21 protein-coding genes are annotated in these 22,756 nt (G+C 62.9%); 12 read left to right on the plus strand and 9 right to left on the minus strand.

Annotated elements, in window-relative coordinates; genetic code table 11:
• The 4 genes from holA to NTA49_RS09895 form a co-directional block, all read right to left on the minus strand.
• On the minus strand, positions 1-1,002 hold the full coding sequence (gene holA / locus NTA49_RS09880; protein WP_258294575.1) for a DNA polymerase III subunit delta: 1,002 nt from the start codon (positions 1,000-1,002) through the stop codon (positions 1-3).
• On the minus strand, positions 999-1,466 hold the full coding sequence (gene lptE, locus NTA49_RS09885; RefSeq protein ID WP_258294576.1) for an LPS assembly lipoprotein LptE: 468 nt from the start codon (positions 1,464-1,466) through the stop codon (positions 999-1,001). Before lptE ends, holA begins: the two co-directional genes overlap by 4 nt.
• A complete protein-coding gene (leuS, locus tag NTA49_RS09890) occupies positions 1,453-4,116 on the minus strand; it encodes a leucine--tRNA ligase (RefSeq protein WP_258294578.1) in 2,664 nt (887 codons plus the stop codon). Before leuS ends, lptE begins: the two co-directional genes overlap by 14 nt.
• 75 nt (positions 4,117-4,191) lie before the next feature.
• Positions 4,192-4,683, minus strand: a complete 492-nt coding sequence (locus NTA49_RS09895; protein ID WP_258294579.1) for a DUF3576 domain-containing protein — start codon at positions 4,681-4,683, stop codon at positions 4,192-4,194.
• 335 nt (positions 4,684-5,018) lie between these two features.
• On the opposite strand from NTA49_RS09895, the gene NTA49_RS09900 reads away from it, so the two are divergent.
• Both NTA49_RS09900 and NTA49_RS09905 read left to right on the plus strand, forming a co-directional pair.
• The gene (locus tag NTA49_RS09900) at positions 5,019-5,990 is read left to right on the plus strand and encodes a porin (RefSeq protein ID WP_258294580.1); all 972 of its coding nucleotides are present in this window, start codon (positions 5,019-5,021) and stop codon (positions 5,988-5,990) included.
• Positions 5,991-6,104: 114 nt separating this feature from the next.
• A complete protein-coding gene (locus NTA49_RS09905) occupies positions 6,105-6,758 on the plus strand; it encodes a YggS family pyridoxal phosphate-dependent enzyme (RefSeq protein ID WP_258294581.1) in 654 nt (217 codons plus the stop codon).
• Here the strand turns inward: NTA49_RS09905 and NTA49_RS09910 are convergent.
• Positions 6,755-7,255, minus strand: a complete 501-nt coding sequence (locus tag NTA49_RS09910; RefSeq protein WP_258294582.1) for a L,D-transpeptidase family protein — start codon at positions 7,253-7,255, stop codon at positions 6,755-6,757. The genes NTA49_RS09905 and NTA49_RS09910 overlap by 4 nt on opposite strands.
• Positions 7,252-8,340, minus strand: a complete 1,089-nt coding sequence (ribA, locus tag NTA49_RS09915; RefSeq protein WP_261368246.1) for a GTP cyclohydrolase II — start codon at positions 8,338-8,340, stop codon at positions 7,252-7,254. The genes NTA49_RS09910 and ribA overlap by 4 nt, the downstream gene beginning before the upstream one ends.
• A gap of 161 nt (positions 8,341-8,501) precedes the next feature.
• On the opposite strand from ribA, the gene NTA49_RS09920 reads away from it, so the two are divergent.
• The 5 genes from NTA49_RS09920 (at position 8,502) to NTA49_RS09940 (ending at position 12,075) form a co-directional block, all read left to right on the plus strand.
• Entirely contained in the window at positions 8,502-9,188 is a 687-nt protein-coding gene (locus NTA49_RS09920) for a response regulator transcription factor (protein ID WP_258294583.1), read from the plus strand.
• A gap of 272 nt (positions 9,189-9,460) precedes the next feature.
• Positions 9,461-10,249 (plus strand): exodeoxyribonuclease III, encoded by a 789-nt coding sequence (locus NTA49_RS09925; protein WP_258294584.1) that lies wholly within the window; start codon positions 9,461-9,463, stop codon positions 10,247-10,249.
• A 55-nt stretch (positions 10,250-10,304) separates the two neighbouring features.
• Positions 10,305-11,222 (plus strand): thioredoxin family protein, encoded by a 918-nt coding sequence (locus tag NTA49_RS09930; RefSeq protein WP_258294585.1) that lies wholly within the window; start codon positions 10,305-10,307, stop codon positions 11,220-11,222.
• A 26-nt stretch (positions 11,223-11,248) separates the two neighbouring features.
• Positions 11,249-11,893, plus strand: a complete 645-nt coding sequence (locus NTA49_RS09935; RefSeq protein WP_258294587.1) for an LON peptidase substrate-binding domain-containing protein — start codon at positions 11,249-11,251, stop codon at positions 11,891-11,893.
• Positions 11,890-12,075: a Trm112 family protein gene (locus tag NTA49_RS09940; RefSeq protein ID WP_258294588.1), complete on the plus strand. Its 186-nt coding sequence runs from the start codon at positions 11,890-11,892 to the stop codon at positions 12,073-12,075. The genes NTA49_RS09935 and NTA49_RS09940 overlap by 4 nt, the downstream gene beginning before the upstream one ends.
• A gap of 27 nt (positions 12,076-12,102) precedes the next feature.
• On the opposite strand, the gene NTA49_RS09945 is transcribed toward NTA49_RS09940, so the two are convergent.
• Positions 12,103-13,329 (minus strand): UbiH/UbiF/VisC/COQ6 family ubiquinone biosynthesis hydroxylase, encoded by a 1,227-nt coding sequence (locus tag NTA49_RS09945; RefSeq protein WP_258294589.1) that lies wholly within the window; start codon positions 13,327-13,329, stop codon positions 12,103-12,105.
• 82 nt (positions 13,330-13,411) lie between these two features.
• Here NTA49_RS09945 and NTA49_RS09950 point away from each other — a divergent pair, with 82 nt between their 5' ends.
• The 4 genes from NTA49_RS09950 (at position 13,412) to NTA49_RS09965 (ending at position 19,944) form a co-directional block, all read left to right on the plus strand.
• On the plus strand, positions 13,412-14,740 hold the full coding sequence (locus tag NTA49_RS09950; protein ID WP_258294590.1) for an amidase: 1,329 nt from the start codon (positions 13,412-13,414) through the stop codon (positions 14,738-14,740).
• Between the two features lie 191 nt (positions 14,741-14,931).
• Positions 14,932-16,122: an aminotransferase class I/II-fold pyridoxal phosphate-dependent enzyme gene (locus tag NTA49_RS09955; protein WP_258294591.1), complete on the plus strand. Its 1,191-nt coding sequence runs from the start codon at positions 14,932-14,934 to the stop codon at positions 16,120-16,122.
• 16 nt (positions 16,123-16,138) lie between these two features.
• Entirely contained in the window at positions 16,139-19,132 is a 2,994-nt protein-coding gene (locus NTA49_RS09960) for a DNA translocase FtsK (protein ID WP_258294592.1), read from the plus strand.
• Positions 19,133-19,338: 206 nt separating this feature from the next.
• A complete protein-coding gene (locus NTA49_RS09965) occupies positions 19,339-19,944 on the plus strand; it encodes a LolA family protein (RefSeq protein WP_258294593.1) in 606 nt (201 codons plus the stop codon).
• A gap of 22 nt (positions 19,945-19,966) precedes the next feature.
• Here the strand turns inward: NTA49_RS09965 and NTA49_RS09970 are convergent, their stop codons facing one another.
• Positions 19,967-20,548 carry a transglycosylase SLT domain-containing protein gene (locus NTA49_RS09970; RefSeq protein ID WP_261368247.1) on the minus strand — a complete coding sequence of 194 codons (582 nt, stop codon included), beginning with the start codon at positions 20,546-20,548 and terminating at the stop codon, positions 19,967-19,969.
• A 237-nt stretch (positions 20,549-20,785) separates the two neighbouring features.
• Here NTA49_RS09970 and hspQ point away from each other — a divergent pair, with 237 nt between their 5' ends.
• Complete coding sequence (gene hspQ, locus NTA49_RS09975; protein ID WP_089421479.1) at positions 20,786-21,112, plus strand: heat shock protein HspQ; 327 nt, start codon at positions 20,786-20,788, stop codon at positions 21,110-21,112.
• A 41-nt stretch (positions 21,113-21,153) separates the two neighbouring features.
• Here the strand turns inward: hspQ and ggt are convergent, their stop codons facing one another.
• Positions 21,154-22,731, minus strand: coding sequence for a gamma-glutamyltransferase (gene ggt, locus NTA49_RS09980; protein WP_258294595.1), 1,578 nt, complete (start codon positions 22,729-22,731; stop codon positions 21,154-21,156).
• Between the last annotated feature and the right edge of the window lie 25 nt (positions 22,732-22,756).

The following is a 22,756-nucleotide window of genomic DNA, read 5'->3' on the forward strand; positions in this document are numbered from 1 at the left end:
CTAGCGCGCGGCCAGCATCGCAAGCCGGATAAAGGCGCGTTCCACCAGCGCCATCGCGGGCGCGTGTTGCCCGGCAGAGCGCAGGGCAAGGTCGGTGTCGGTCAGCACGGTCAGCGCGGTTTCCAGCTTCGCAGGTCCCCAGCTGCGGGCCTGCGCCATCATCTTGTCGCGGTGAGGCCCCCAGATCTGCGGACGGCCCGACGTATCGACGGCGGCGCGGTGCAGGGTGCGGAAATGACGCATCGCACCGATGCACAGGGTCACGGCGGTGACGCCCTGAGCCTGCAGCTTGCGCATCACCGGCCCGATGTCGGCGGCGCGCCCGTCACCCACGACCAGAAGCACATCGTCCACATCCGCCTCGGTCGAGGTGGGGGCGTTGGCCACGATGTCGGCGGCGGTTAGCGGCGTGCTGTCGCCGTGTTTATAGAGGCTGATCTTTTCCAGCGTCTGCCGGAAATCGCCGGGGTCCAGATCGCGGGCCAGATCGTTCAGCATGTCCATCACCGCACGGTCGGGAGCGGTGACGTTTGCTGTGCGCAGGGCTGCCTCGATCTCGTCGCGTGTGGGTAGGTTGTCGTAGATGCCCACCGCCAACGCGGATTTGTGGCCCTCGAAGGCCTTGCGCAGTTTCGACGTGGGTTTCAGCGCCCCTGCGGACACGATGAGCTGCGCATCGCCTGCCTGCCAGTCGGCGAGGGCCGCGATGATGGTCGAAGCGGTATTTTCGTTGGCATCCTCGACAAAGGCGGCGCGGGGACCGGGAAAGAACCCGATGGCCTTGATCGCGTCCAAGAGCATCGCGGGGTCCTTGCGCAGGTCGGCGGCGGGGATGCGGGTCAGGCGCATTTCCTCTTCGCCCTTTTCCCCGATCAGCGCCTTCAGCAGTTGCTGGCGTTTCAGGGCCACACGCATCGCATCGGCCCCGTAGATCAGGATGCCGGTGCTGTTCGGGTCAGGTTTGGCGAAATAGCCGTTCGCCTGCGCGCCCGCCAGTTTCATAGCTTGGTGGCGATCAGCCGATCGACGATCATGTCACCCAATATGGTCATCAACCGCTTGCGGGCGTCACGCTCGGCGGCCAGCGTGGCCACGGTGGTGCCGGTCGCGGAGTAGCCGGTAAAATTGGTCACGGTGCCGGTGCCTATGACCGCGCCGTTCTCGGAACTGGTCAGGACATAGGTGGCAGTGCCCAAGAGGTTATAGCGGTCGATGTCGCCGTCGGCGTCGATGGCCAGACCTTCCTGAGTCACGATCAGGTCGATGCCCAGATCGAATGTCGGCGTGGCCGCACGGCCCAGACGGCGTTCGATCTGTTGCAGCAAAAGCTGGTCGTCGCGGGTGTCAGGCGCTTCGACCAGCACCCGGCCTTGCAATGCCGTGCCTGCGCCCTGCGGCCCATAAACGGGCGCGAACCCGCATGCGGCCAGCAAGGGCAGGGCAAGCAGCGTTCTATACAACGACATTGACGATCCGTCCCGGCACCACGATCACCTTTTTCGGCTGGCCCCCGTCGAGAGCCTTTTGAACAGGTTGGCTGGCCAGCGCCAGCTTTTCAACATCTTCCTTCGTCATGTCGGCGGGCACGGTGATTTCCCCGCGCCGCTTGCCGTTGATCTGGATCGGCAGGGTCACGGTGTCGTCGACCATCATCGCTTCGTCCGCCTGCGGCCAGTCGGCCAGCGTGATCAGGCCCGCACCGCCCTGATGCGACCAGATCGCCTCGGCCAGGTGGGGCGTCATCGGTGCCATCAGCTGCGCCAGCGTCATGATCGCCGTGCGCTGCGCCGGGTGGCCCGCCTTGGATTTCTGCAAGGTCGCGGTAAAGGCGTAGAGCTTGGCAATCGCGGCGTTGAAGCCGAAGGATTCGATGGAAACGGTCACGTCATGGATGCATTTGTGCATCGCGCGCAGCAACTCGTCGTCGCCTTCGCCCGCCGTTTCCTTGTCCATGTCGGTGATCCGATGCGAGATGTTCCAGACCCGGCTGAGATGCTTGTACGCAGCCTCGGCGCCCGATGCGGTCCATTCCACGTCGCGTTCGGGCGGGCTGTCGGACAGCACGAACCAGCGCGCGGTGTCCGCGCCATAGGCCGAGATGATGTTCAACGGATCGACCACGTTTTTCTTGGACTTCGACATTTTGACGCTTGCTTCGACAGTGATCGGAACAAGACTGCCGATCGGCTCAAAATATGCCGTCAAACCTTCAGCCGTTTCCTCTATTTCCTCGGGATAGAAATATCGTTTCACTATTCGGTGTGTTTTGTCGCCTTCAACGGCACTATCAGATTTGCCATTTAATATCTCTACAGGTTGTTCCCACGCATAGCAGGCGTGGGTCACCATGCCTTGCGTAAAGAGCGCATCGAATGGCTCGATGGCGCTGGCAGGCAGGTGCCCGGTGATGTGCATCGCGCGGGCAAAGAAGCGCGAATACAGCAGGTGCAGAATCGCGTGCTCGACCCCGCCGATGTACTGATCGACGTTCATCCAGTACGCCGCGTCTTCGGGGTCGGTCGGTGTGGTGGCGTTCGGCGCGGTGAAGCGGGCGAAATACCATGACGAATCGACAAAGGTATCCATCGTATCGGTTTCGCGCTGCGCCGGTTCCCCGCATTTCGGGCAGGCACAGTCCCGCCATGTCGGGTGACGGTCCAGCGGGTTGCCGGGGGTGTCAAAGCTGACGTCGTAGGGCAGTTTGACCGGCAGGTTCTCTTTCTTTTCTGGCACCACTCCGCAGCTCGGGCAATGCACCACGGGAATCGGGCAGCCCCAATAGCGTTGCCGCGACAGGCCCCAGTCGCGCAGGCGGTACTTGGTCACGCCCTGGCCCACGCCGTTGGTCTCGCAGGTCTCGATGGCTTCGATGATCGCGGCGTCGCCGGTCATGTCGCGCGGCTCGCCGCCCAATGGGCGGTTGAAATGTACGGTCACGTCCTTGCCCGGCACGAATGCGTCGCCGCCGTCTTCGGGGGCGGTGAACCCTTCGGTACTGGTGGGCACGAAGGTCGATGTCACCGGCAGATCGTACTTGCGGGCAAATTCCAGATCGCGCTCGTCGTGGGCAGGACAGCCAAAGATCGCGCCGGTGCCATAGTCCATCAGGATGAAGTTGGCGATGTAGACGGGCAATTCCCACGCCGTGTCGAAGGGATGGCGCACGCGCAGGCCGGTGTCGAAGCCCATCTTCTCGGCGGTCTCGATCTCGGCGGCTGTGGTGCCGCCCTTGCGGCATTCGGCGTTGAAGGCGGCAATTTCGGCATTGTCACGCTCAAGCGTCTTGGCCAGCGGGTGATCGGGTGAGATACCGACAAAGGACGCACCGGCCAGCGTGTCGGGGCGGGTGGTGTAAACCTCGACACGGTCGAACCCTTCCGGCGCGGGGGCACCTTCGTCGGGCTGGCCGATCAGCGAGAACGCAAATTGCAGACCGCGCGATTCGCCGATCCAGTTTTCCTGCATCAGCCGCACCTTGGCGGGCCAGTTGTCCAGCCCGTCCAGCGCGTCCTTCAGCTCGCCCGCCATGTCGGAAATCTTGAAGAACCACTGCGTCAGCTCGCGCCGCTCGACCTCGGCGCCCGAACGCCAGCCCTTGCCGTCGATCACCTGTTCGTTGGCCAGAACGGTCATGTCGACGGGGTCCCAGTTCACTTGTGCGTTCTTGCGGTGCACCAGCCCTGCGTCGAGGAAATCGAGAAACAGCGCCTGCTGCTGGCCATAGTATTCCGGGTCGCAGGTGGCGAATTCGCGTGACCAGTCGATGGACAAGCCCAGCGGCTTCATCTGGCCGCGCATGTCCTTGATGTTGGCATAGGTCCAGTCGCTGGGGTGGCCGCCGATGGCCATCGCGGCGTTTTCCGCGGGCATCCCAAAGGCGTCCCAGCCCATCGGGTGCAGCACGTTGTGACCCGTCGCCATCTTGTAGCGCGCCACGACGTCGCCCAGTGTATAGTTGCGCACATGGCCCATGTGGATGCGCCCCGACGGATATGGGAACATTTCCAGCACGTAATACTTGGGGCGGCTCTCGTCGCGCTTGGCCTGGAATATTCCGGCCTTGTCCCAGGCATCCTGCCAACGGGCTTCGATATCTGAGGGGGTATAGCTGGCCATGTGAAATTGTCCTGTCTGACACGAAAACGCCGGGCGATTGGCCCGGCGCAACTGTTAAAGCGAAATGTCGGGGGCTTAAAGCCTGTTGTCGGCAATCCGCAACTGGCGCGCGCGGGTCAGGATCGCATCCTCGATCGCGCGCGTGGTTGCCGCATCCACCGGACCGCCGCGCGTTTGCAGCGCCACGTTCAGCGAACGCGCATCCAGGGCAGGGTCCTTGATCAACACGGTCGCGCGGTAGGTGTTGCCACCGTTCGGAGGGGTGCCGAACCCGGTCACGATCACACCCGTAAACGGATCGACGGATTGCACCGGCAGGAAATCCAGCACCTCAAGCGAGGCCTGCCAGATGTATCGGTTGACCGACACCTCGGTCTCGTTCGATCTGCGGTTGAACGCGTTCCAGATCGTGTTGGTGGTGTCGATGTTACGCGGGTGCGTCGGGTCGGAATATTGTTCCGGCCGTTCGGTCGCGGGACTGCCGAACTGGCCCAGAGAGCCGCATGCCGTCAAAGCACCCAAGGCCACAACCGCCGCCGTGAATTTGAAAAAGGATTTCCGCCCCATGCCTGCACACCTATGCCTGTTTGGCACTTGGTCTACCCAAGCGAGGGTGTCGGGGCAAGGTCTATGTCGGAAACTGCCGCGTTTGGCGCAAATTCCCCGGTTTATACATTATAAGGAGCCAAGAAGGAAAACGCGCCACGCCGTGCTGGTGCCGGACAGCCTGCGGAAATGCGTCGGAATTGTGGTGTGGCAAAGCTGCATCAATAATCGAACACATTGTGTCACTGCCGTGTACTTTGCTTGCCAACTTGGGGGCAAAAGAGGGAAACACCTTTCATACCCTCATCGGATTCCCCGACGTGGGCATGTGAAATTTGAAACTCGAGGGACAACTCATGAAAAAAGTTCTCTTCGCCACGACTGCCCTGGTCGCCACCGCTGGTGTCGCAGCTGCAGACGTAACTTTCGGCGGTTACGGCCGTTTTGGTATCATCCACGTTGAAGGTGCTGCCAACGAAACCACCATCACCAGCCGTTTCCGTCTGCAGATCGACGCGACTGCTGAGTCCGACTCCGGTATCGTTTTCGGTGCCCGCGCACGTATCCAACAGGACAACGACGGTTCTTCGAACGGCGCTCTGCTGGGTTCTGACGCTGCTTCGGCATCGGGTACATTCCGCAACGACCGTCTCGAAGGCGGCATCAACGGCGTTCGCTTCTTCGCTCGTTCGGGCGGTCTGGAAGTCGGCGTTGGCAACATCTTCGGCGCGATCGACTCCATGCCTGGCATGTACCCCACAGAGCTGGGTCTGACAGGTCTGTCGTATGACTACATCATCAACGGCGCTGGCGCATACTCGGCGACATATGACTCCGATGGTAACGGCGCAGCAGGTTTCAACGGCGTTGAAGTCATGTACGCAATGGGCGACCTGAGCGCGCACATGTCGTACTCCGAGCTGGACCTGGTTGCAGGTAACGGCAACCTGGAAGGCGACCGTCTGGAAGCACACGTTGCTTACGCATTCAGCGGCTGGACCGTTGCTCTGGGTCTCGCAGACTCCGACATCGTGACAGACACCGAAGTTGCCCTGACCGTTGCTGGTTCGGTTGGCATTGCTGACCTGACATTCGGTTACGCAAACAACGGCACACAAGGCGACGCATTCGCAATCAACGCCGGCTTCGACGTTGGCGCCGCGACACGTGTGAACGTGGTTGTGCTCGACCAAGAAAACTATGCAGACACCGTTTACGGTGTTGGCGTGAACCACGACCTGGGCGGCGGTACTTCGGTCCGCGGTGGTATCCAGAACAACAACGCCGGCAACACCGTTGCCGACCTGGGTGTTCGCTTCAACTTCTAAGTTGAACGACATCTGACGATTTGGGGCAGTCCTTTTGGGCTGCCCCTTTTCTTTTGTGGCCCCTTTCCTTTCTGCCGCCCGGCTTGGTATCTGAAGACAACCAAAGGGGGACGTATGGGACTTCAGGATATTCAGGACCGGATCGCCAAGGCCTGCGCCGACGCAGGGCGTGCGGCGGATGCGGTTCAACTGATCGCGGTCAGCAAGGTACAGCCGAACGAACGTATCCGCGACGTGCTGGAGCAGGGTCACCGCTGTTTCGGCGAGAATCGCGTGCAAGAGGCGCAGGGCAAGTGGCCGGAGTTTCGCGAAACCTTTGAGGGAATCGACCTGCACCTGATCGGCCCGCTGCAAAGCAACAAGGCGCGCGCTGCCTTTGGTCTGTTTCAATTCATACATTCTCTGGACCGTCCCAAACTGGCGACCGCCTTGGCGCGGATCGCGCAGGAAGAGGGGCATTGCCCCGAGCTGTTCGTGCAGGTGAACACCGGCGAAGAGGATCAGAAAGCGGGCGTGATGCCCGCGCAGGCCGATGATTTCATTGCGGAATGTCGCGGAATGGATCTGCCCGTGCGGGGGCTGATGTGCATCCCCCCGGTGGACGAAGAACCCGCGCTGCATTTCGCACTGCTGGCCAAGATCGCCGAGCGCAACGGTTTGGGCGGTCTCAGCATGGGCATGAGCAGCGATTTCGAGCGTGCGATTGCCTTGGGGGCCACGCATATCCGCGTGGGATCGGCCATTTTCGGGGAACGCGTTCCGACCTAGCGGGCGGGTACGATCAGGCGCGTGCCGATGCGGATGCGCGCCGCGATCCGTGCCAGATGATCAGGGCGCAGGGCCACGCAGCCCTCGGTCGGGTATCCCGGTCTGCGCCAGCGGTGCATGAAGATGGCAGAACCGCGCCCCGCCACGGCATCGGGCCAGTTCCAATCAAGTATGATCACCAGATCATAAAGCGGATCGGCGCGGCGCAGGCTTTCGTGGCTGTGGTCATAGGGCGCGCAAACTTGCTGGTTGTAATCCGGCTGACCGGAAGCATCCGACCACAGATCACGCGGCCCGATGGGAATTGCCCATGGCGCAGGCGCAGGGATGCGGTCGGGACGGTAGAGCATACCAACAACCCGGTGCACGCCCACCGGCGTCGCGCCATCGCCCTCGCGTTTGTCTTGGTAAATCCCGCCCTTGCCGATGGTGCAGGGATAGACCAGCCCGCCAAAGCGCAGACCGCGCGGAGTCAGGACCATATCGGAAGGGGTCACAGCAGATGGCCCGACTTGCGCGCCTTGGTCGCCAGATAGGCGGTGTTGTGGCGATTCTCGCCGACTTTCAGCGGCACGCGTTCGGCCACGGTGATGCCGCAGGTGGTCATCATGTCGACCTTCTTGGGGTTATTGGTCAGCAGGCGCACCGACGAAAACCCCATGGATTTCAGAATATCGGCCCCCAGACGAAAATCGCGCTCGTCATCCTCAAAGCCCAGGCGGTGATTGGCCTCGACGGTGTCAAACCCCTGATCCTGCAGGGAATAGGCGCGCATCTTGTTGATAAGCCCGATGCCGCGCCCTTCCTGATTGAGGTAGAGCAGAACGCCCGCGCCTTGTGCGCCCATCTGGTGCAGCGCCCCGCGCAGCTGCGGGCCGCAGTCGCATTTCAACGATCCCAGAATGTCGCCAGTAAAACACGCGGAATGCAGCCGTGCCAGAACCGGCTTGCTGCGGTCGGGGCGGCCGATTTCGATGGCGTAATGCTCCTCTGCACCGTCCTCGGGGCGGAAGATGTGCAGCCGCCCTGCCTCGGATGCTTCCATTGGCAGGCGCGCCGCCACGATCGGGTGCAGCGGGCTGGACGACGCGATGTGATCGGCCAGCCGTTCCAGTGGCAGCGTGGTCAGCGCGTGTTGCGCGGCAAAACTGCGCGCGTCGGTCAGCGGCAACACCACGGCGGCGGGCAGCAAACGCGCGGATTTGCACAAGGCAAGTGCTGCGCGATGCGCCAGTGCAGTGCCGTCCCGGTCGGAGCGCAGTGGTCCCTTCATCGGGCTGCGCAGGTCGTCGGCGGGGTCTGCGATGGCCTGCACCCAGCCCGGCGTCGCATCATCGGGCAGGACCAGCCGCGCCAGATCGCCGTCATAGGCGCGCGCCTTCAACGTCGCGGCGCGCCGTGCGGTGATCGCAAGGACGGGCGCACTGCCCAGTGCCAGCACATCGGCCAGCCGCTGCGGCGTCAGTGTTTCAGCCGCCAGGATCAGCGCGGCATCGTCTCCGGTCAGCACCACGGGCACGCCCATGCGCAGATCGGCCCGCGCGCGCGCAAGCTGTTCGATGATGTCGGGGGTAAAGGCCATGTGCCGCGTCCTGATCTGTCTCGCTTTGTCATGTAAGCCATGCGAAGAGAAAATGAAACATTTGCCCGGTTTGGCACACGTCCGCGTGAAAGCCTTGCAGCAAAACTTGTCAGGTTCGTGATGCACGCTCATTTGGTCTTGCAGAACACAGGAGGCCCACAATGGCACAACTGAAAAAAATTCTGCTGGTCGACGACGACGAGGACCTGCGCGAGGCACTGAGCGAGCAATTGGTGATGACCGAGGACTTTGACGTCTTCGAGGCCGCCAACGGGGCCGAAGCGATGACCAAGGCCAAGGAAGCGCTCTATGATCTGGTGATCCTGGACGTTGGCCTGCCCGACACCGATGGCCGCGAGTTGTGCCGCCTGATGCGCAAGCAGGGGGTGAAGGCCCCGGTGCTGATGCTGACCGGACATGACAGCGACGCCGACACCATCCTGGGTCTGGACGCCGGTGCGAACGATTACGTGACCAAACCGTTCAAATTCCCGGTCCTGCTGGCCCGTATCCGCGCGCAACTGCGGCAGCACGAACAGTCAGAAGACGCGGTGTTCCAGTTGGGGCCGTACACGTTCAAGCCATCAATGAAGATGCTGGTGACCGAGGACGACAAGAAGGTGCGTCTGACCGAAAAGGAAACCAACATCCTCAAGTTTCTCTATCGCAGCACCGATGGGGTGGTGGCGCGCGATGTGCTTCTGCACGAGGTCTGGGGCTATAACGCCGGTGTCACCACGCACACGCTGGAAACCCACATCTACCGGCTGCGTCAAAAAATTGAACCCGATCCCTCCAACGCGCGTTTGTTGGTTACGGAATCCGGGGGCTATCGTTTGATGTCCTAGTGATTTATTCTAGTATCACGGGAACTCAGGCAGGCGCTACCACGTTTCCATTCTATCCCGCTGCATGTCCGGGTTATACATGCACCTCCCTGTTGGACTTGGCCGGGCCTTTGTGCCCGGTCTTTTTTTTGTTCAGTCGCAGCCCCTTGCGCCTTTGGGTACTGCGTTACCCTGCACGGAATCACCAAACCACCCAATGTGGCGGGGTTTTTCGGTGGCGGCGCGCCCGTGAGGGGCATAGGGTCCAGCCACTGCAAATATGGGGCATCTAAATGGCATTTTCTCTCGCAACCTGGAACATCAACTCGGTCCGTCTGCGCGAGCCGATTGTGCTGAAGCTGTTGGCCGAACACGGGCCGGATGTGCTGTGCCTGCAGGAATGCAAGAGCCCGGTGGACAAGATCCCGCGCGAGGCGTTCACCGCTGCGGGCTATACCCACATGGTCGCGCGCGGTGACAAGGGCTATAACGGTGTCGCGATCCTCAGCCGTATGCCCATCGAGGAAGTCGGCGCCGAGGACTTTGCAGAGCTTGGCCATGCGCGCCACGTGTCGGCGCAGTTGGAGAACGGCGTGACAGTCCACAACTTCTATGTGCCCGCAGGCGGCGACGAGCCGAACCGCGAGCGCAACGTGAAGTTCGGGCAAAAGCTGGATTACCTGACCGGCATGCGTGACTGGTTCCACGCAAAGAAACCTGAAAAGTCGATTCTGGTTGGTGATCTGAACATCGCCCCGCGCGAAGATGACGTCTGGGACCACAAGAAGCTTCTGAAGATCGTCAGCCATACACCCATCGAGGTCGAACATCTGGCACAGGTTCAGGATGCAGGTGACTGGGTGGATGTGACCCGCAAGGACATCCCCGAGGGTCTGCTGTATTCGTGGTGGTCCTACCGCGCAAAGGATTGGGATGCCGCTGACAAGGGCCGCCGCCTCGATCATATATGGGCCACGGGCGATATCGCGCAGGCGGGCCATTCCAGCCATGTGCTGCGCGAAGCGCGCGGTTGGGAAAAACCCAGCGATCATGCGCCGGTCTTTGCGACCTTCGACCTTTGAATTTGGCGCAATCGCGCACATATAGACGACAAACACTGATGCAAGGACGGATGAAATGGAATTGAACCTGAGTGCTGCAGCGCCCGAAGCGGCGGATCTGATCAAGGACGTGTCCGAGGCGACGTTCATGGCCGACGTGGTCGAAGCCAGCCAGACGGTGCCGGTGATCGTGGACTTCTGGGCGCCGTGGTGCGGCCCGTGCAAGACGCTGGGTCCGCTGTTGGAAGACGCCGTGCGCGCGGCCAAGGGTGCCGTGAAGATGGCCAAGGTCAACGTGGACGAGGCGCAAGGCATTGCCGGACAGTTGCAGATCCAGTCGATCCCGACGGTCTATGCATTCTACAAGGGTCAGCCGGTCGATGGATTTCAGGGGGCCGTGCCGCCCTCCGAAGTGACCGCCTTTGTCGAGCGTGTGATCAAGGCGGGCGGCGGCGAGTCCCCCAGCGACACGCTGAACGATGCGGTCGAGGCGGCGGACGAGATGCTGACCGATGGCGCGTTCGAGGATGCATCGCAGACATTCCAGGCGATTCTGGAAGAAGAGCCTGCGCATGCCGGTGCCTATGGCGGCTGGGTCCGCGCGCACATCGCGATGGGCGATCTGGACCAGGCCGAGGCGATCCTGAACGGTGCACCGGTCGAAATCTCCAAAGCGCCCGAGCTGGAGGCTGCTCATGCGCAACTGGAACTGGCGCGACAGGCGGCAAACGCAGGTCCGGTCGATGAATACCGCGCGGCGGTCGAGGCCAATGCCGACGACCATCAGGCGCGGTTCGACCTGGCCAAGGCGCTGCATGCGCACGGTGACGCCGAAGGTGCCGTGGCCGAGTTGCTGGAGCTGTTCAAGCGTGACCGCGAGTGGAACGACGCCGCTGCAAAGACCCAATTGTTCACCATTTTCGACGCGCTGAAACCGAACGATCCGGTGGTTCTGAACGGTCGCCGAAAACTTAGCTCAATGATATTTGTCTGAGCCGTTTGGCGGGCTAGGTAAGGGTTATGCGCAAGGCAGTTGATCTTCCCGACACGATACCCGTTTTCCCCCTTCCGGGGGCGTTGCTGTTGCCGCGGTCACATTTGCCGCTGCACATCTTCGAGCCGCGTTATCTGCAGATGCTGACAGACGCGCTGAAAACCGACAGCCGGATCATCGGGATGGTGCAGCCCAACCCGGTCCCCGGACGGTCGGAGAAGGGGTTGCAGACCATTGGCTGCGCCGGGCGCGTCACCCAGTTTTCCGAGACGGAAGACGGTCGTTACATGGTAACGCTGACCGGCATGTCGCGGTTCCGTGTGGTCGAGGAGATTGAAGGGTTCACGCCCTATCGGCGCTGCCGGGCGTCATGGGTCGGGTTCGACCGCGATCTGGGCGACAGCGAAAGCGACGATACACTGGACCGTGGTCCGTTTCTGTCTCTGCTGGGCCGCTATTTCGAGGCGCGGGATCTGTCCGCAGATTGGGACACGCTAAAAGAGGCGGACGATGAACTGCTGGTCAACTCGCTGTCGATGATGCTGGACTTTCAGCCTGAGGACAAACAGGCGCTGCTGGAAGCGCCATCGCTGGACACGCGCCGCGAGACGCTGGTGACACTGATCGAATATGCGCTGCGCGGCGGCGGCGAAGGGGATTTGTTGCAATGACCGGTCAGACCATCGAAACCGACCGCAAGATGCTGGAGGCGCTGGTCTGTCCGCGCACCCACCGCACCCTGCGCTATGATGCCGAACGGCAGGAACTGATCTCGGAAGGCACGAAACTGGCCTATCCGATCCGCAACGGCATTCCGATCATGCTGGACAGCGAAGCGCGCGTGATCGACTGACCTTTTCAGGTAGGGCAGGGGGGTCGCCTAGAGCGGTTTGCCCTGCATCAAACGCGGCAGATCTCCGGTCAGTCCAGCGGCTTCACGGATGGCACCGCGCCGCAATCCGGGCAGTGCGCCGATGACGCCCATGCCGATGTCCCGACCCATGCGGAGGATCGGACTATCGTTGGAAAACAGTCGGTTGAATGCATCCGTTGCCATCGCCAACGCGGTGTTGTCGAAGCGGCGCCATTCCTGATAGCGGGCCAGTGTCGCGATGCTGCCGATGTCTTCGCCACGCCGGGTCGCGTCGGTCAGCACTTCGGCCAGCGCGGCGATATCGCGCATCCCGGCATTCAGGCCCTGACCCGCGATGGGGTGCACCCCATGCGCCGCATCCCCGATCAGCGCCACACGGTTCGCGACCATTTCCGTCGCCAGCGACAGGCCGAGTGGATAGGTCCAGCGTTTGCCGGTCAGGCGAATGTCTCCGAGAAAGTCACCAAAGCGCGGGCGCAACATGTCGATGTATTGCGCATCCGTCAGTGCGTCGAAGGCGCGCGCGTTCGCATCGGTTTCCGACCAGACGATCGAGCAGACATTGCCGGGCAGCGGCAGGATTGCCAGCGGGCCCTGCGGCATGAAGAACTGGTGCGCGATCCCGTGGTGCGGCAGGTCGTGTTCGATGGCGCAGACCAGCGCTGTCTGGTTGTAGGACCACGCCACCCGCTTGATCCCGGCACGCTGGGCGGTGCCGCTGCTTCGGCCATCCGCGCCGACGGCCAGCCTTGCCGTGATCCTCTTGCCGTCGGCCAGCGTCAAGGTGACGCCAGCGGCGTGGGGGCTTTGGTCAGTGACCGTCTGGCCGGAGACCTGCGTGATGTGATCGCAGGCGTCCATCGCGTCGATCAATGCACGGCGCAGGTGCCGGTCCTGAACCATGTAACCCATTGGTCCTTCTTCGATTTCCGCGTGATCGAAGTGCATGAAGAACGGCGATGGCCCTTCGCCCGCGCGCCCGTCGGTCACTTTGATCTCCAGCATGGGCTGGGCGTTGTCAGCCAGCTGATCCCAAAGACCAAGCCCCGCAAGCAATCGCTGCGACGTCAGCGCGACGGCATAGGAGCGCCCGTCGAAGGCCGCATTCTTGCGCACGGACTGTGCCGTGGCGTCGATGACGGTGACGCGGTGGCCCTGGGCCGCCATGGCCAGTGCCAGAAGGGGGCCGTTCAGCCCGCCGCCGATGACGGCGATATCGGTATCTGTGTCCATGCCGCTCAATATGGACGCGCGGCGGGGATTGTCCATGCGACAAGGCGCAGATACCGTCTGGAAAACGCAAGGGAGTGGCGCGATGCAGGACTGGTTGTGGATGACGGCAAGCGATTTGGGTCGTGGGATCGGCGCGGGGGAGATTGACCCCGTCGCACTGACGCAGACCTATCTGGACGCCATAGAAAGCCACGATTTGCGCGACCGTATCTATGCCCGCGTGACCCGCGAGCGCGCCTTGGCCGAAGCGGGTGCTGCCGCCGAACGTGCGGCGTCGGGGCAGAGGCGGTCCTTGCTGGACGGGGTGCCGATCAGTTGGAAAGACCTGTTCGATACGGCAGGCATCGGGACCGAGGCAGGGTCGAAGCTGCTGGAAGGCCGCGTTCCAGACCGCGACGCGGTGGTCTTGCAGGCGGCGACGGCGGCGGGGCTGGTGTGCCTGGGCAAGACGCATATGAGCGAACTGGCGTTCTCGGGGCTGGGCTATAACCCGTCAACCGCCACGCCGCCTTGCGTGAACGATGCGGATGCGGTGCCGGGTGGGTCGTCTTCGGGGGCGGCCACATCGGTCGCCTTTGGCCTTGCGGCGGCGGCGATCGGGTCGGACACCGGTGGATCAGTGCGCATCCCGGCGGCCTGGAACGATCTGGTAGGGCTGAAGCTGACCTCGGGGCGGGTATCGCTGGAGGGGGTGGTGCCGCTGGCGCTGAAATTCGACACGCTGGGTCCGCTGGCCCGCAGCGTCGAGGATTGCGCGCAGCTGCTGGCTGTCATGGAGGGCGGCAAGCCCGCCGATCTGGCAGGTGCCTCGCTGAAGGGGCGGCGTCTGGCGGTGGTCGAGACGGTGTTCATGCAGGACGTGCGGGAACAACCGCTTGCTGCGTTCGAAGACGCTGTCGCGCGGATGCAGGCCGCGGGGGCCATCGTCGAGCGGATCGAGGTGGACGCGGTGCAGGAAGCACTGGATTGCGCCGGGCCCCTGATCCCGACAGAGGCGTATGGTCTGTGGCGGGATGTGATCGAAGCAAACCCCGATGCGATGTTTTCCGGGGTGCTGAACCGGTTCCGGCTGGGTGCGGACGTCAGCGGCGCGGACTACGTTGCCGCCTGGGCCGCACTCGATGCTGCGCGGTCGCACTATGACGCGGCGGTGGCGGGCTATGACGCGGTGATCGTGCCGACGGGGGCCAACATGCCGCCCAATCTGGAACGGTTGAAGACCGATGATGACTATTACCGCACCGAGAACCTGATGACCCTGCGCAACACGCGCATCGGCAACCTGCTGGGCCTGAGCGCGTTGAGCCTGCCCACGGGCGTGCCGAGCTGTGGCGTGATGCTGATGATGCCGCCCAATTGCGAAGAGGCGCTGTTGCGGCTGGGCGCTGCGGCAGAGGCTACTCTGGCCTGAGAGGTCGATTTTTTTGGGGCTCTGCCCCCGCCCTGCGGGCGTCCCCGGGATATTTGCGGCCAAAAGAAACGCCCGCAGTGCGCGAATGACACAAGTTGCCGTTTTGACGTGGTTTTGGTGGACGCGTCGGGGGCCCTTGCGCTATCCTGCGGGGAAACGGGGCGATAACGATCCCGATCCGAGGCAGTTACATGAATTTTCCCGAGCGGTTCTCGAACCTTCCGGCCTATGCGTTTCCGCGTCTGCGGGCGCTTTTGGACCATCACGCGCCCGGCGGGGACGTGGTGCATATGACCATTGGCGAGCCGAAACACGTGTTTCCGGCCTGGGTTACGGATGTGATTTCGCAGAACGCTGCCGGGTTCAACGCCTATCCGCCGAATGAGGGCAGGCCGGAATTGCGCGCGGCGTTCTGTGCCTGGGCGGCGCGGCGCTATGGTCTGACGCTGGACCCCGAGACCAATGTGCTGCCGCTGAATGGCACCCGCGAGGGGTTGTATAACGTTGCGATGGCGCTTTGCCCCGAGCAGAAGAACGGGCAGCGGCCTGCGGTGCTGATGCCGAACCCATTCTATCAGGTCTATATGCTGGCGGCGACATCCGTCGGGGCCGAGCCTGTGTTCGTGAACGCGACCGAGGCCACGGGACATCTGCCTGACTATGCGTCCCTGGCTGCGGATGTGCTGGACCGGACGGTTGCCTGCTACATCTGTTCGCCTGCGAACCCGCAGGGGGCGGTTGCTGGCCATGCCTATTGGGCGGATCTGATCGCGCTGGCGGAAAAGCACGATTTCCAGATCTTCGCCGATGAATGCTATTCCGAGATTTACCGCGACGTGCCGCCCGTGGGCGTCTTGCAGGTTGCGCGGGATGTGGGTGCCGACCCTGAGCGGGTCGTGGCGTTTCATTCCCTGTCGAAACGGTCGAACCTGCCGGGGCTGCGGTCGGGTTTCGTCACCGGCGGGCCGGACAGCATCGCGCGGATGCGGCAGTTGCGCATGTATACGGGCGCGCCCCTTCCCTTGCCGTTGCAGGCGGCGGCAGCGTCGGTCTGGGCCGACGAGGCGCATGTCGACGAAAACCGCGCGCTTTACCGCGAAAAATACGATCTGGCGGACCGTATTCTGGGCAATGTCGCAGGCTATGTTTCCCCGCAGGCCGGGTTCTTCCTGTGGTTGCCGGTCGACGACGGCGAGGCCGCAGCGCTGAGCCTGTGGCAGGCGACGGGTGTCCGCGTGTTGCCGGGGGCCTATCTCAGCCAGAAGGACGCCGAGGGGGTCAACCCCGGACAAGGATATATTCGGGTCGCCATGGTGGCCCCAAAGCCGGATGTGGAGCGGGGCCTTACGGCGATCCGCGACCATCTTTACGGCGTGCAATAACGAGGGACCCAAAGCAATGGCATATCAGACACGCGGGCGCGATCCACTGTTGGACACCAACATGGCCGAGGCTATCGAGAAACGGGGCAAGGAGCTGATCGGCATTGCCCTGCTGATTGCCGGACTGATGGCTGCGGCGATGATCGGATCGTATACGCCGGATGATCCCAACTGGATGGTCTCGACCGATGCGCCGGTGCAGAACTGGCTGGGGCGCACGGGTGCGTCGATTGCCGCACCGCTGTTCATGATTGCGGGCTGGGGTGCCTGGGGTATTGCCGCCGTGCTTTTGGTCTGGGGCGCGCGCTTTGCGCTGCACGCGGGCGACGAGCGGGCCGTGGGCCGGTTGATCTTTGCCCCGATCGTGGTGGCCTGTGGCGCGATCTATGCCGCGACGCTGGAGCCCGATGCAGAATGGTTGCGCACGCATTCCTTCGGGCTGGGCGGGCTGTTCGGCGACACGGTGATGGGGGCGATCCTGACCATCCTGCCGCTGGGCTCTGCCTTTGCGGTCAAGACGATGTCGTTCCTGATGGGTGTCGGCATCGTGGTGCTGTCGGCCTTCGTGCTGGGGTTCACGGGCCCCGAGCTGAAGCGGATCGGGCGTTTCATGATGATCGGGCTGATCATGGTCTATGCGTGGATGATGACGCTGCTGGGCCGCGGGGCCACGGGGGCCGTGCACGGTGCGCGCACGCTCCAGGCGAAGACGGCCGAGCGCCGGGCGATGAGGCGCGCGCAAGCCGAGGAATATGCGGCCTATGACGCCCATGCCTATGCCCCGCCAGCCGAGCCGCAACTGACGCGCGGCATGTTCCAGGCCGAAGCGCCGCCCAAAAGCGGCTTGTTGGCACGGATGCCAGGGCTGGTGAAGCGCCCGGACGTGCAGCATGAGACAGAGATGCCCGAGCCCGAACTGGTGGAACACTACAGCATGGTCGATGTGGGCGAAGGCCCCGGAGACGATCGCATCAGGGCCAAGATCGCGGATGTGATCAAGAGCCGTGTGCGCCAGGTGCCCGTGTTGCAGGCCGATGCGACCAAGCCGCTGACCGGGGGGCGTGGCCGTGGGCCGCAGCCGCTGATCCTGAACACCACGCGCACGGCTGAACTGCCTGCGGAACCCCCGTTGACGGCTGCCGCAGCACCTGCCGCGTCGCTGCGGGCAGAGCCGCGCCTGACTGCATCGCGCACCGCGCCCGACTATTTCTCGCAGCCGGTTGCAGCGCCTGTGCGCAGGCCCGAGCCCGCGCCGCTGTCACGACCAGAGCCTTATGCCGAGCCTTACGCAGAGCCCGAAGCCTATGCCGATCAGCTGATCGAGGATGAGGACGAGGGCATGGACGCGCTGTCGCTGGAACAGCCGCAGTCCCCCGCGCCGACCATCCCCATTGCCGAGCCGCGCAAGGTCGTTCAGCAGCCCGCGCGCAAGGTGGTCCAGCCCAGCAGACAGGCCCGCGCCGAGGCGCAGCCCGCCCTGTCTTTCGAAGACACCCATCCGGGGTTTGAACTGCCGCCGCTGAACCTGCTGGAAAGCCCCGAGACCGTTCAGCGTCTGCACCTGTCGGACGAAGCGCTGGAAGAGAACGCGCGGATGCTGGAAAGCGTGCTGGACGACTATGGCGTCAAAGGCGAGATCGTCAGCGTGCGCCCCGGCCCTGTGGTCACGATGTACGAGTTGGAACCTGCGCCGGGTCTGAAAGCCAGCCGCGTGATCGGTCTGGCGGATGACATCGCGCGTTCGATGGCAGCGCTTTCGGCGCGTGTGTCCACCGTGCCGGGTCGCTCGGTGATCGGGATTGAATTGCCCAACGAGCACCGCGAAAAGGTGGTCCTGCGCGAGATCCTCGCCAGCCGCGATTTCGGCGACAGCAACATGCGCCTGCCGCTGGCGCTGGGCAAGGATATCGGCGGCGACAGTGTTGTCGCGAACCTGGCCAAGATGCCCCACCTGCTGATTGCCGGTACGACCGGTTCGGGCAAGTCGGTGGCGATCAACACGATGATCCTGTCGCTGCTCTACAAGCTGACGCCGCAGGAATGCCGTCTGATCATGATCGACCCCAAGATGCTGGAACTTAGCGTTTATGACGGTATCCCGCACCTTTTGTCCCCCGTCGTGACTGACCCGAAAAAGGCCGTTGTCGCGCTAAAATGGACCGTGGGCGAGATGGAGGAACGCTATCGCAAGATGTCCAAGATGGGCGTGCGCAACATCGAAGGCTACAATGGCCGCGTGCGCGAGGCATTGGCCAAAGGCGAGATGTTCAGTCGCACGGTTCAAACCGGGTTTGATGACGACACCGGCGAGCCGATGTTCGAGACCGAAGAATTCCAGCCCGTCGCACTGCCCTATATCGTGGTCGTCGTCGACGAGATGGCCGATCTGATGATGGTTGCCGGCAAAGAGATCGAGGCCTGCATCCAGCGTTTGGCGCAGATGGCACGTGCCTCCGGCATCCACCTGATCATGGCGACGCAGCGGCCCTCGGTCGACGTGATCACCGGCACGATCAAGGCGAACTTCCCCACGCGGATTTCGTTCCAGGTGACGTCGAAGATCGACAGCCGCACGATCCTGGGTGAGATGGGGGCCGAACAACTTCTGGGCATGGGCGACATGCTCTACATGGCGGGCGGCGCCAAGATCACCCGCTGCCACGGTCCATTCGTCAGCGATGAAGAGGTCGAGGAGATCGTCAACCACCTCAAGGCTTACGGCGCGCCTGACTATGTCAGTGGCGTGGTCGAAGGACCCGACGAGGACAAGGAAAGCAACATCGACGCGGTGCTGGGCTTGGGTGGCAACACCGATGGCGAAGACGCGCTTTATGACACTGCCGTCGCGATCGTGATCAAGGATCGCAAGTGTTCAACCAGCTATATCCAGCGCAAGCTGGCCATCGGCTATAACAAGGCCGCGCGACTGGTCGAGCAGATGGAAGACCAAGGCGTGGTCAGCGCGGCCAACCACGTTGGCAAACGCGAAATTCTGGTGCCCGAGCAATAACGCGCCCTGCCATTCGGCTCCCTTTCAATGTCAACGAAAGGGGGCCAGACCGGCCTATGCGTTTTCACAGAATAGCGGTCTATGAGCCATGCTGCGGCGTGGTTTTGCCCGTTGATAGTGGTTTTGCGCGGCTTGATATCGCATATCACCGCGCGCGCCCCTATATCTGTCAGCAAGAAACACCTGTAAAAACGAGGCAAATCATCATGCTGAGCTTGAAAACCTTTCTGCCCGCCTGCGCCATCGCGCTGAGCGTTGCCAGTTCCGCTGCGGCGGACAAACTGTCGCTGAACGAGATTTCGCAGTACCTGAACACGCTGCGCACGGCGCAGGGCGATTTCACCCAGATCAACGACGACGGGTCGATCAGCACCGGCGAGATCTTCATCAAGCGTCCGGGCCGCGTGCGGTTCGAATACAACGCCCCCGACACCGCGCTGGTGGTGGCAGGTGCCGGTGCCGTGGTCATCTACGATTCGAAATCGAACGCCCCGCCCGAAAGCTATCCACTGTCGAGAACGCCGCTGTCGATCATTCTGGCCAACAACGTCGATCTGGGGCGGGCGCGTATGGTCACCGGCCACACCTATGACGGCACGGCCACGACGGTGACGGCGCAGGACCCCGACAACCCGGATTATGGTAACATTCAACTGAAATTCACCGGCAACCCGGTGCAGTTGCGCCAATGGGTGATCAACGATAGCGGCGGGTCCAGCACGACCGTGGTTCTGGGTGACCTCAAGGTCGGTGGCACGCTGGCCAACAGCATGTTCGACACCGGCAGTCCGGGGCGGGCACCGGGCCGCTAGGCCCGGAGCATCCCGAGGCCGCTCAGCGGCGGCACCGGGCCAGTTGCGTGGCATACATGTTGGAGCGGGCATCGACCTTGCCCGCGACCTGCACCAGCCACGTCTTGCTGTTGTAGCTGCCGCGCGCGTACCCGGTGTGCCCCTCGTGATAGGCAAGATACTGGTTGCGCGCATCAGTCAGCGCGATGCTGTTCCGGCGGTTGGTGGTGGTCATGTACCACCCCATGAAGTCCGTCGCGTCCTTGATCCGGTCGCGGCGCGCGCGGTAGCTGCCGGTTTCACGCTGATACTCTTCCCAGGTCGCATCAAGGGCCTGCGCATAGCCATAGGCGCTGCTTTGACGGCCCATCGGCAGCACCCCCGCCGCATAGCGGAAGGGCGTGCGCGCGTTCGAGACGAATTTGCTTTCCTGGTGAATGGTGGCCATCTGCACATGTACCGGCACGCCCCACCGGCGTTCAGTGGCGCGGAAGGCGCGCAGATATTCAGGACGCTGCTGCACGATGGCACAGGCGTCGTCCAGCTTGCTGGGCGCGGTCGATTGCCCGCCCCCGCACGAAGCCAACACCAGCAGCACGATCATTGCTCGTAAAGTTCTGCTCATTTTGTTACTCTGCCTCAAGATTCCACCACATTTAGCGGGCGGATTGTTTTGCAGCTACACTAGCAAATTTCGTCGCCCGAGGAAATCATCTTTGCGTGCATGGGCGGCGCTTTGCGCCCTGATGCAGTTGCGCCACGTGTGCGCAAACGCCAATGATTGTTTCCGAGCCGTACTAAGCTGTTTCATGGACAAAACCTGCTTGAAAAGGCTACATTCCCCCGATAGGGGCTGGAACTTATGTTGAGATTGCGTGCGAAATATCACCTTGGGCAGGTTGTCCGTCACAAGAAACACCCGTTCCGCGGCGTGGTTTTTGACGTGGACCCACAGTTTTCCAATACCGACGAGTGGTACGAGGCGATCCCCGAAGACAGCCGCCCGCGCAAAGAACAGCCGTTCTATCACCTGCTCGCCGAGAACGACCAAAGCTATTACGTGGCTTATGTGTCCGAGCAGAACCTGGTGGCCGACTATTCGGGCGAGCCGGTGGATCACCCCGACATCCCTGATCTCTTCGGTCCGTTTCAGGACGGCGCCTATCCCCTGCATTTCCAGCTGAACTGAGGCGATAGGGGCGCGCGGACCAAACCGCGCACCCCTTGATTTCAGTACCCTAGCGCGCAGCCGTCCTTGCGCGGGTCGCTTGCGCCTTCCAGCACACCGCTGTCGTGCAGGCGGATGGCCTGCGCCCCGCCCAGAGCACCGTCCGAGATTTCCACCTTGTGCCCCATGTCGGTCAGCTTCTGTCGCACGGCGTCGGAATAGCCGCGTTCGATCTGCAGCACGCCCTTTTCGGCAAAGCAGCGCGGTGCGTCGATGGCCGACTGCGGGTCCATGCCGAAATCGGTCAGGTTGGTCGCAAAGCGCGCATGCCCGGCGGGCTGGTACTGACCGCCCATCACCCCAAACGGCATGATCGGCTTGCCGTTCGACCGGATGATGCCCGGAATGATCGTGTGCATCGGGCGCGTGCCGCCCTTCAACTCGTTCGGGTGCCCTTCGCTCAGCGAGAAACCGGCCCCTCGGTTCTGCAACAGGATGCCGAACTTGTCCGATGCGATGCCCGAGCCGAAGCCGTGAAAGATCGAATAGATCAGTGACACCATCATGCCGTCGCCATCGACAACGGTGATATAGATCGTGTCCTTGTGGACAGCTTCGGAAATGGTCGTGGCACTTGGCATCGCGCGCTTGGGGTCGATCAGGGCGGCCAGTTTGGCGGCGGTGTCGTCCGACAGCAGGTGGTCCAGCCGGGTCATGTGGTCAGGGTCGGCCAGAAACCGGTTGCGTGCATCATAGGCCAGCTTGGTGGCCTCGGCCTCGATATGCGCGCGCTCTGCGCCGAAGGGGTCCATCGACGCGATGTCGAAATGCTTGAGGATGTTCAGCAGCAACAGCGCCACGGCACCCTGTCCGTTCGGCGGATGCTCGACGACCTCGATGTCCTTGTAAGATCCGGCAATGGGCGACGTGTCGGTGCACGCGGCATCCGCGAAATCCTGTGCCGTATGCGCGCCGCCCATGCCGGTCAGCGTGGCGATCATGTCGTCCGCGACCTCGCCCTTGTAGAACGCGTCGCGGCCATCCTTGGCGATGCGGCGCAGCACCTCGGCCTGACCGGGGGCGCGGAAGACATCGCCGACCTTGGGTACGGTGCCGTTGACCATATAGGTCTGGCGCGCCGATCCCTGCAGCACGTCAGCGGAATCATTCCAGTCCGACGCAACGCGGGGGGCCACGGGGACGCCGGTTTCGGCATAGTGGATCGTGGGGGCCAGCAATGCATCAAGGCCCAGTTTGCCCACGCGGTCCGACAGGGTGCAGAACGCATCCACGGCACCCGGAATGGTTACTGCATGCGGGCTGCCCAGCGGAACGGTGTCATGGCCCGCCTCGCGAAGCATTGCGGCGTTCAGCGCGGCGGGGGCGCGGCCCGATCCGTTCAGGGCGTGGACCTTGGTCTCGCCCGGCATCGACCACAGCACAAAGCAATCGCCGCCGATCCCTGTCATCTGCGGCTCGCAGATGCCCAGCAGGACGGCGCCCGCGATGGCCGCGTCCATTGCGTTGCCGCCGCGTTTCAGGATGTCGATGGCGGTGGCGGCTGCCAGAGGGTGCGATGTCGCGCACATTCCGTTTGTGGCCAGAACGGGCGAGCGGCCCGGAAAATGAAAGTCGCGCATGGTTGCTCCCTTGGTTGTCAGACAA

Source organism: Pseudosulfitobacter koreensis, assembly GCF_024733015.1.
Taxonomy (GTDB): Bacteria; Pseudomonadota; Alphaproteobacteria; order Rhodobacterales; family Rhodobacteraceae; genus Pseudosulfitobacter; species Pseudosulfitobacter koreensis.

Coding starts and splice junctions, on each gene's coding strand:
- holA (WP_258294575.1), bottom strand. CDS start 1,002: ATGAAACTGGCGGGCGCGCAGGCGAACGGCTATTTCGCCAAACCTGAC.
- lptE (WP_258294576.1), bottom strand. CDS start 1,466: ATGTCGTTGTATAGAACGCTGCTTGCCCTGCCCTTGCTGGCCGCATGC.
- leuS (WP_258294578.1), bottom strand. CDS start 4,116: ATGGCCAGCTATACCCCCTCAGATATCGAAGCCCGTTGGCAGGATGCC.
- NTA49_RS09895 (WP_258294579.1), bottom strand. CDS start 4,683: ATGGGGCGGAAATCCTTTTTCAAATTCACGGCGGCGGTTGTGGCCTTG.
- NTA49_RS09900 (WP_258294580.1), top strand. CDS start 5,019: ATGAAAAAAGTTCTCTTCGCCACGACTGCCCTGGTCGCCACCGCTGGT.
- NTA49_RS09905 (WP_258294581.1), top strand. CDS start 6,105: ATGGGACTTCAGGATATTCAGGACCGGATCGCCAAGGCCTGCGCCGAC.
- ribA (WP_261368246.1), bottom strand. CDS start 8,340: ATGGCCTTTACCCCCGACATCATCGAACAGCTTGCGCGCGCGCGGGCC.
- NTA49_RS09920 (WP_258294583.1), top strand. CDS start 8,502: ATGGCACAACTGAAAAAAATTCTGCTGGTCGACGACGACGAGGACCTG.
- NTA49_RS09925 (WP_258294584.1), top strand. CDS start 9,461: ATGGCATTTTCTCTCGCAACCTGGAACATCAACTCGGTCCGTCTGCGC.
- NTA49_RS09930 (WP_258294585.1), top strand. CDS start 10,305: ATGGAATTGAACCTGAGTGCTGCAGCGCCCGAAGCGGCGGATCTGATC.
- NTA49_RS09935 (WP_258294587.1), top strand. CDS start 11,249: ATGCGCAAGGCAGTTGATCTTCCCGACACGATACCCGTTTTCCCCCTT.
- NTA49_RS09940 (WP_258294588.1), top strand. CDS start 11,890: ATGACCGGTCAGACCATCGAAACCGACCGCAAGATGCTGGAGGCGCTG.
- NTA49_RS09945 (WP_258294589.1), bottom strand. CDS start 13,329: ATGGACACAGATACCGATATCGCCGTCATCGGCGGCGGGCTGAACGGC.
- NTA49_RS09950 (WP_258294590.1), top strand. CDS start 13,412: ATGCAGGACTGGTTGTGGATGACGGCAAGCGATTTGGGTCGTGGGATC.
- NTA49_RS09955 (WP_258294591.1), top strand. CDS start 14,932: ATGAATTTTCCCGAGCGGTTCTCGAACCTTCCGGCCTATGCGTTTCCG.
- NTA49_RS09960 (WP_258294592.1), top strand. CDS start 16,139: ATGGCATATCAGACACGCGGGCGCGATCCACTGTTGGACACCAACATG.
- NTA49_RS09965 (WP_258294593.1), top strand. CDS start 19,339: ATGCTGAGCTTGAAAACCTTTCTGCCCGCCTGCGCCATCGCGCTGAGC.
- NTA49_RS09970 (WP_261368247.1), bottom strand. CDS start 20,548: ATGAGCAGAACTTTACGAGCAATGATCGTGCTGCTGGTGTTGGCTTCG.
- hspQ (WP_089421479.1), top strand. CDS start 20,786: ATGTTGAGATTGCGTGCGAAATATCACCTTGGGCAGGTTGTCCGTCAC.
- ggt (WP_258294595.1), bottom strand. CDS start 22,731: ATGCGCGACTTTCATTTTCCGGGCCGCTCGCCCGTTCTGGCCACAAAC.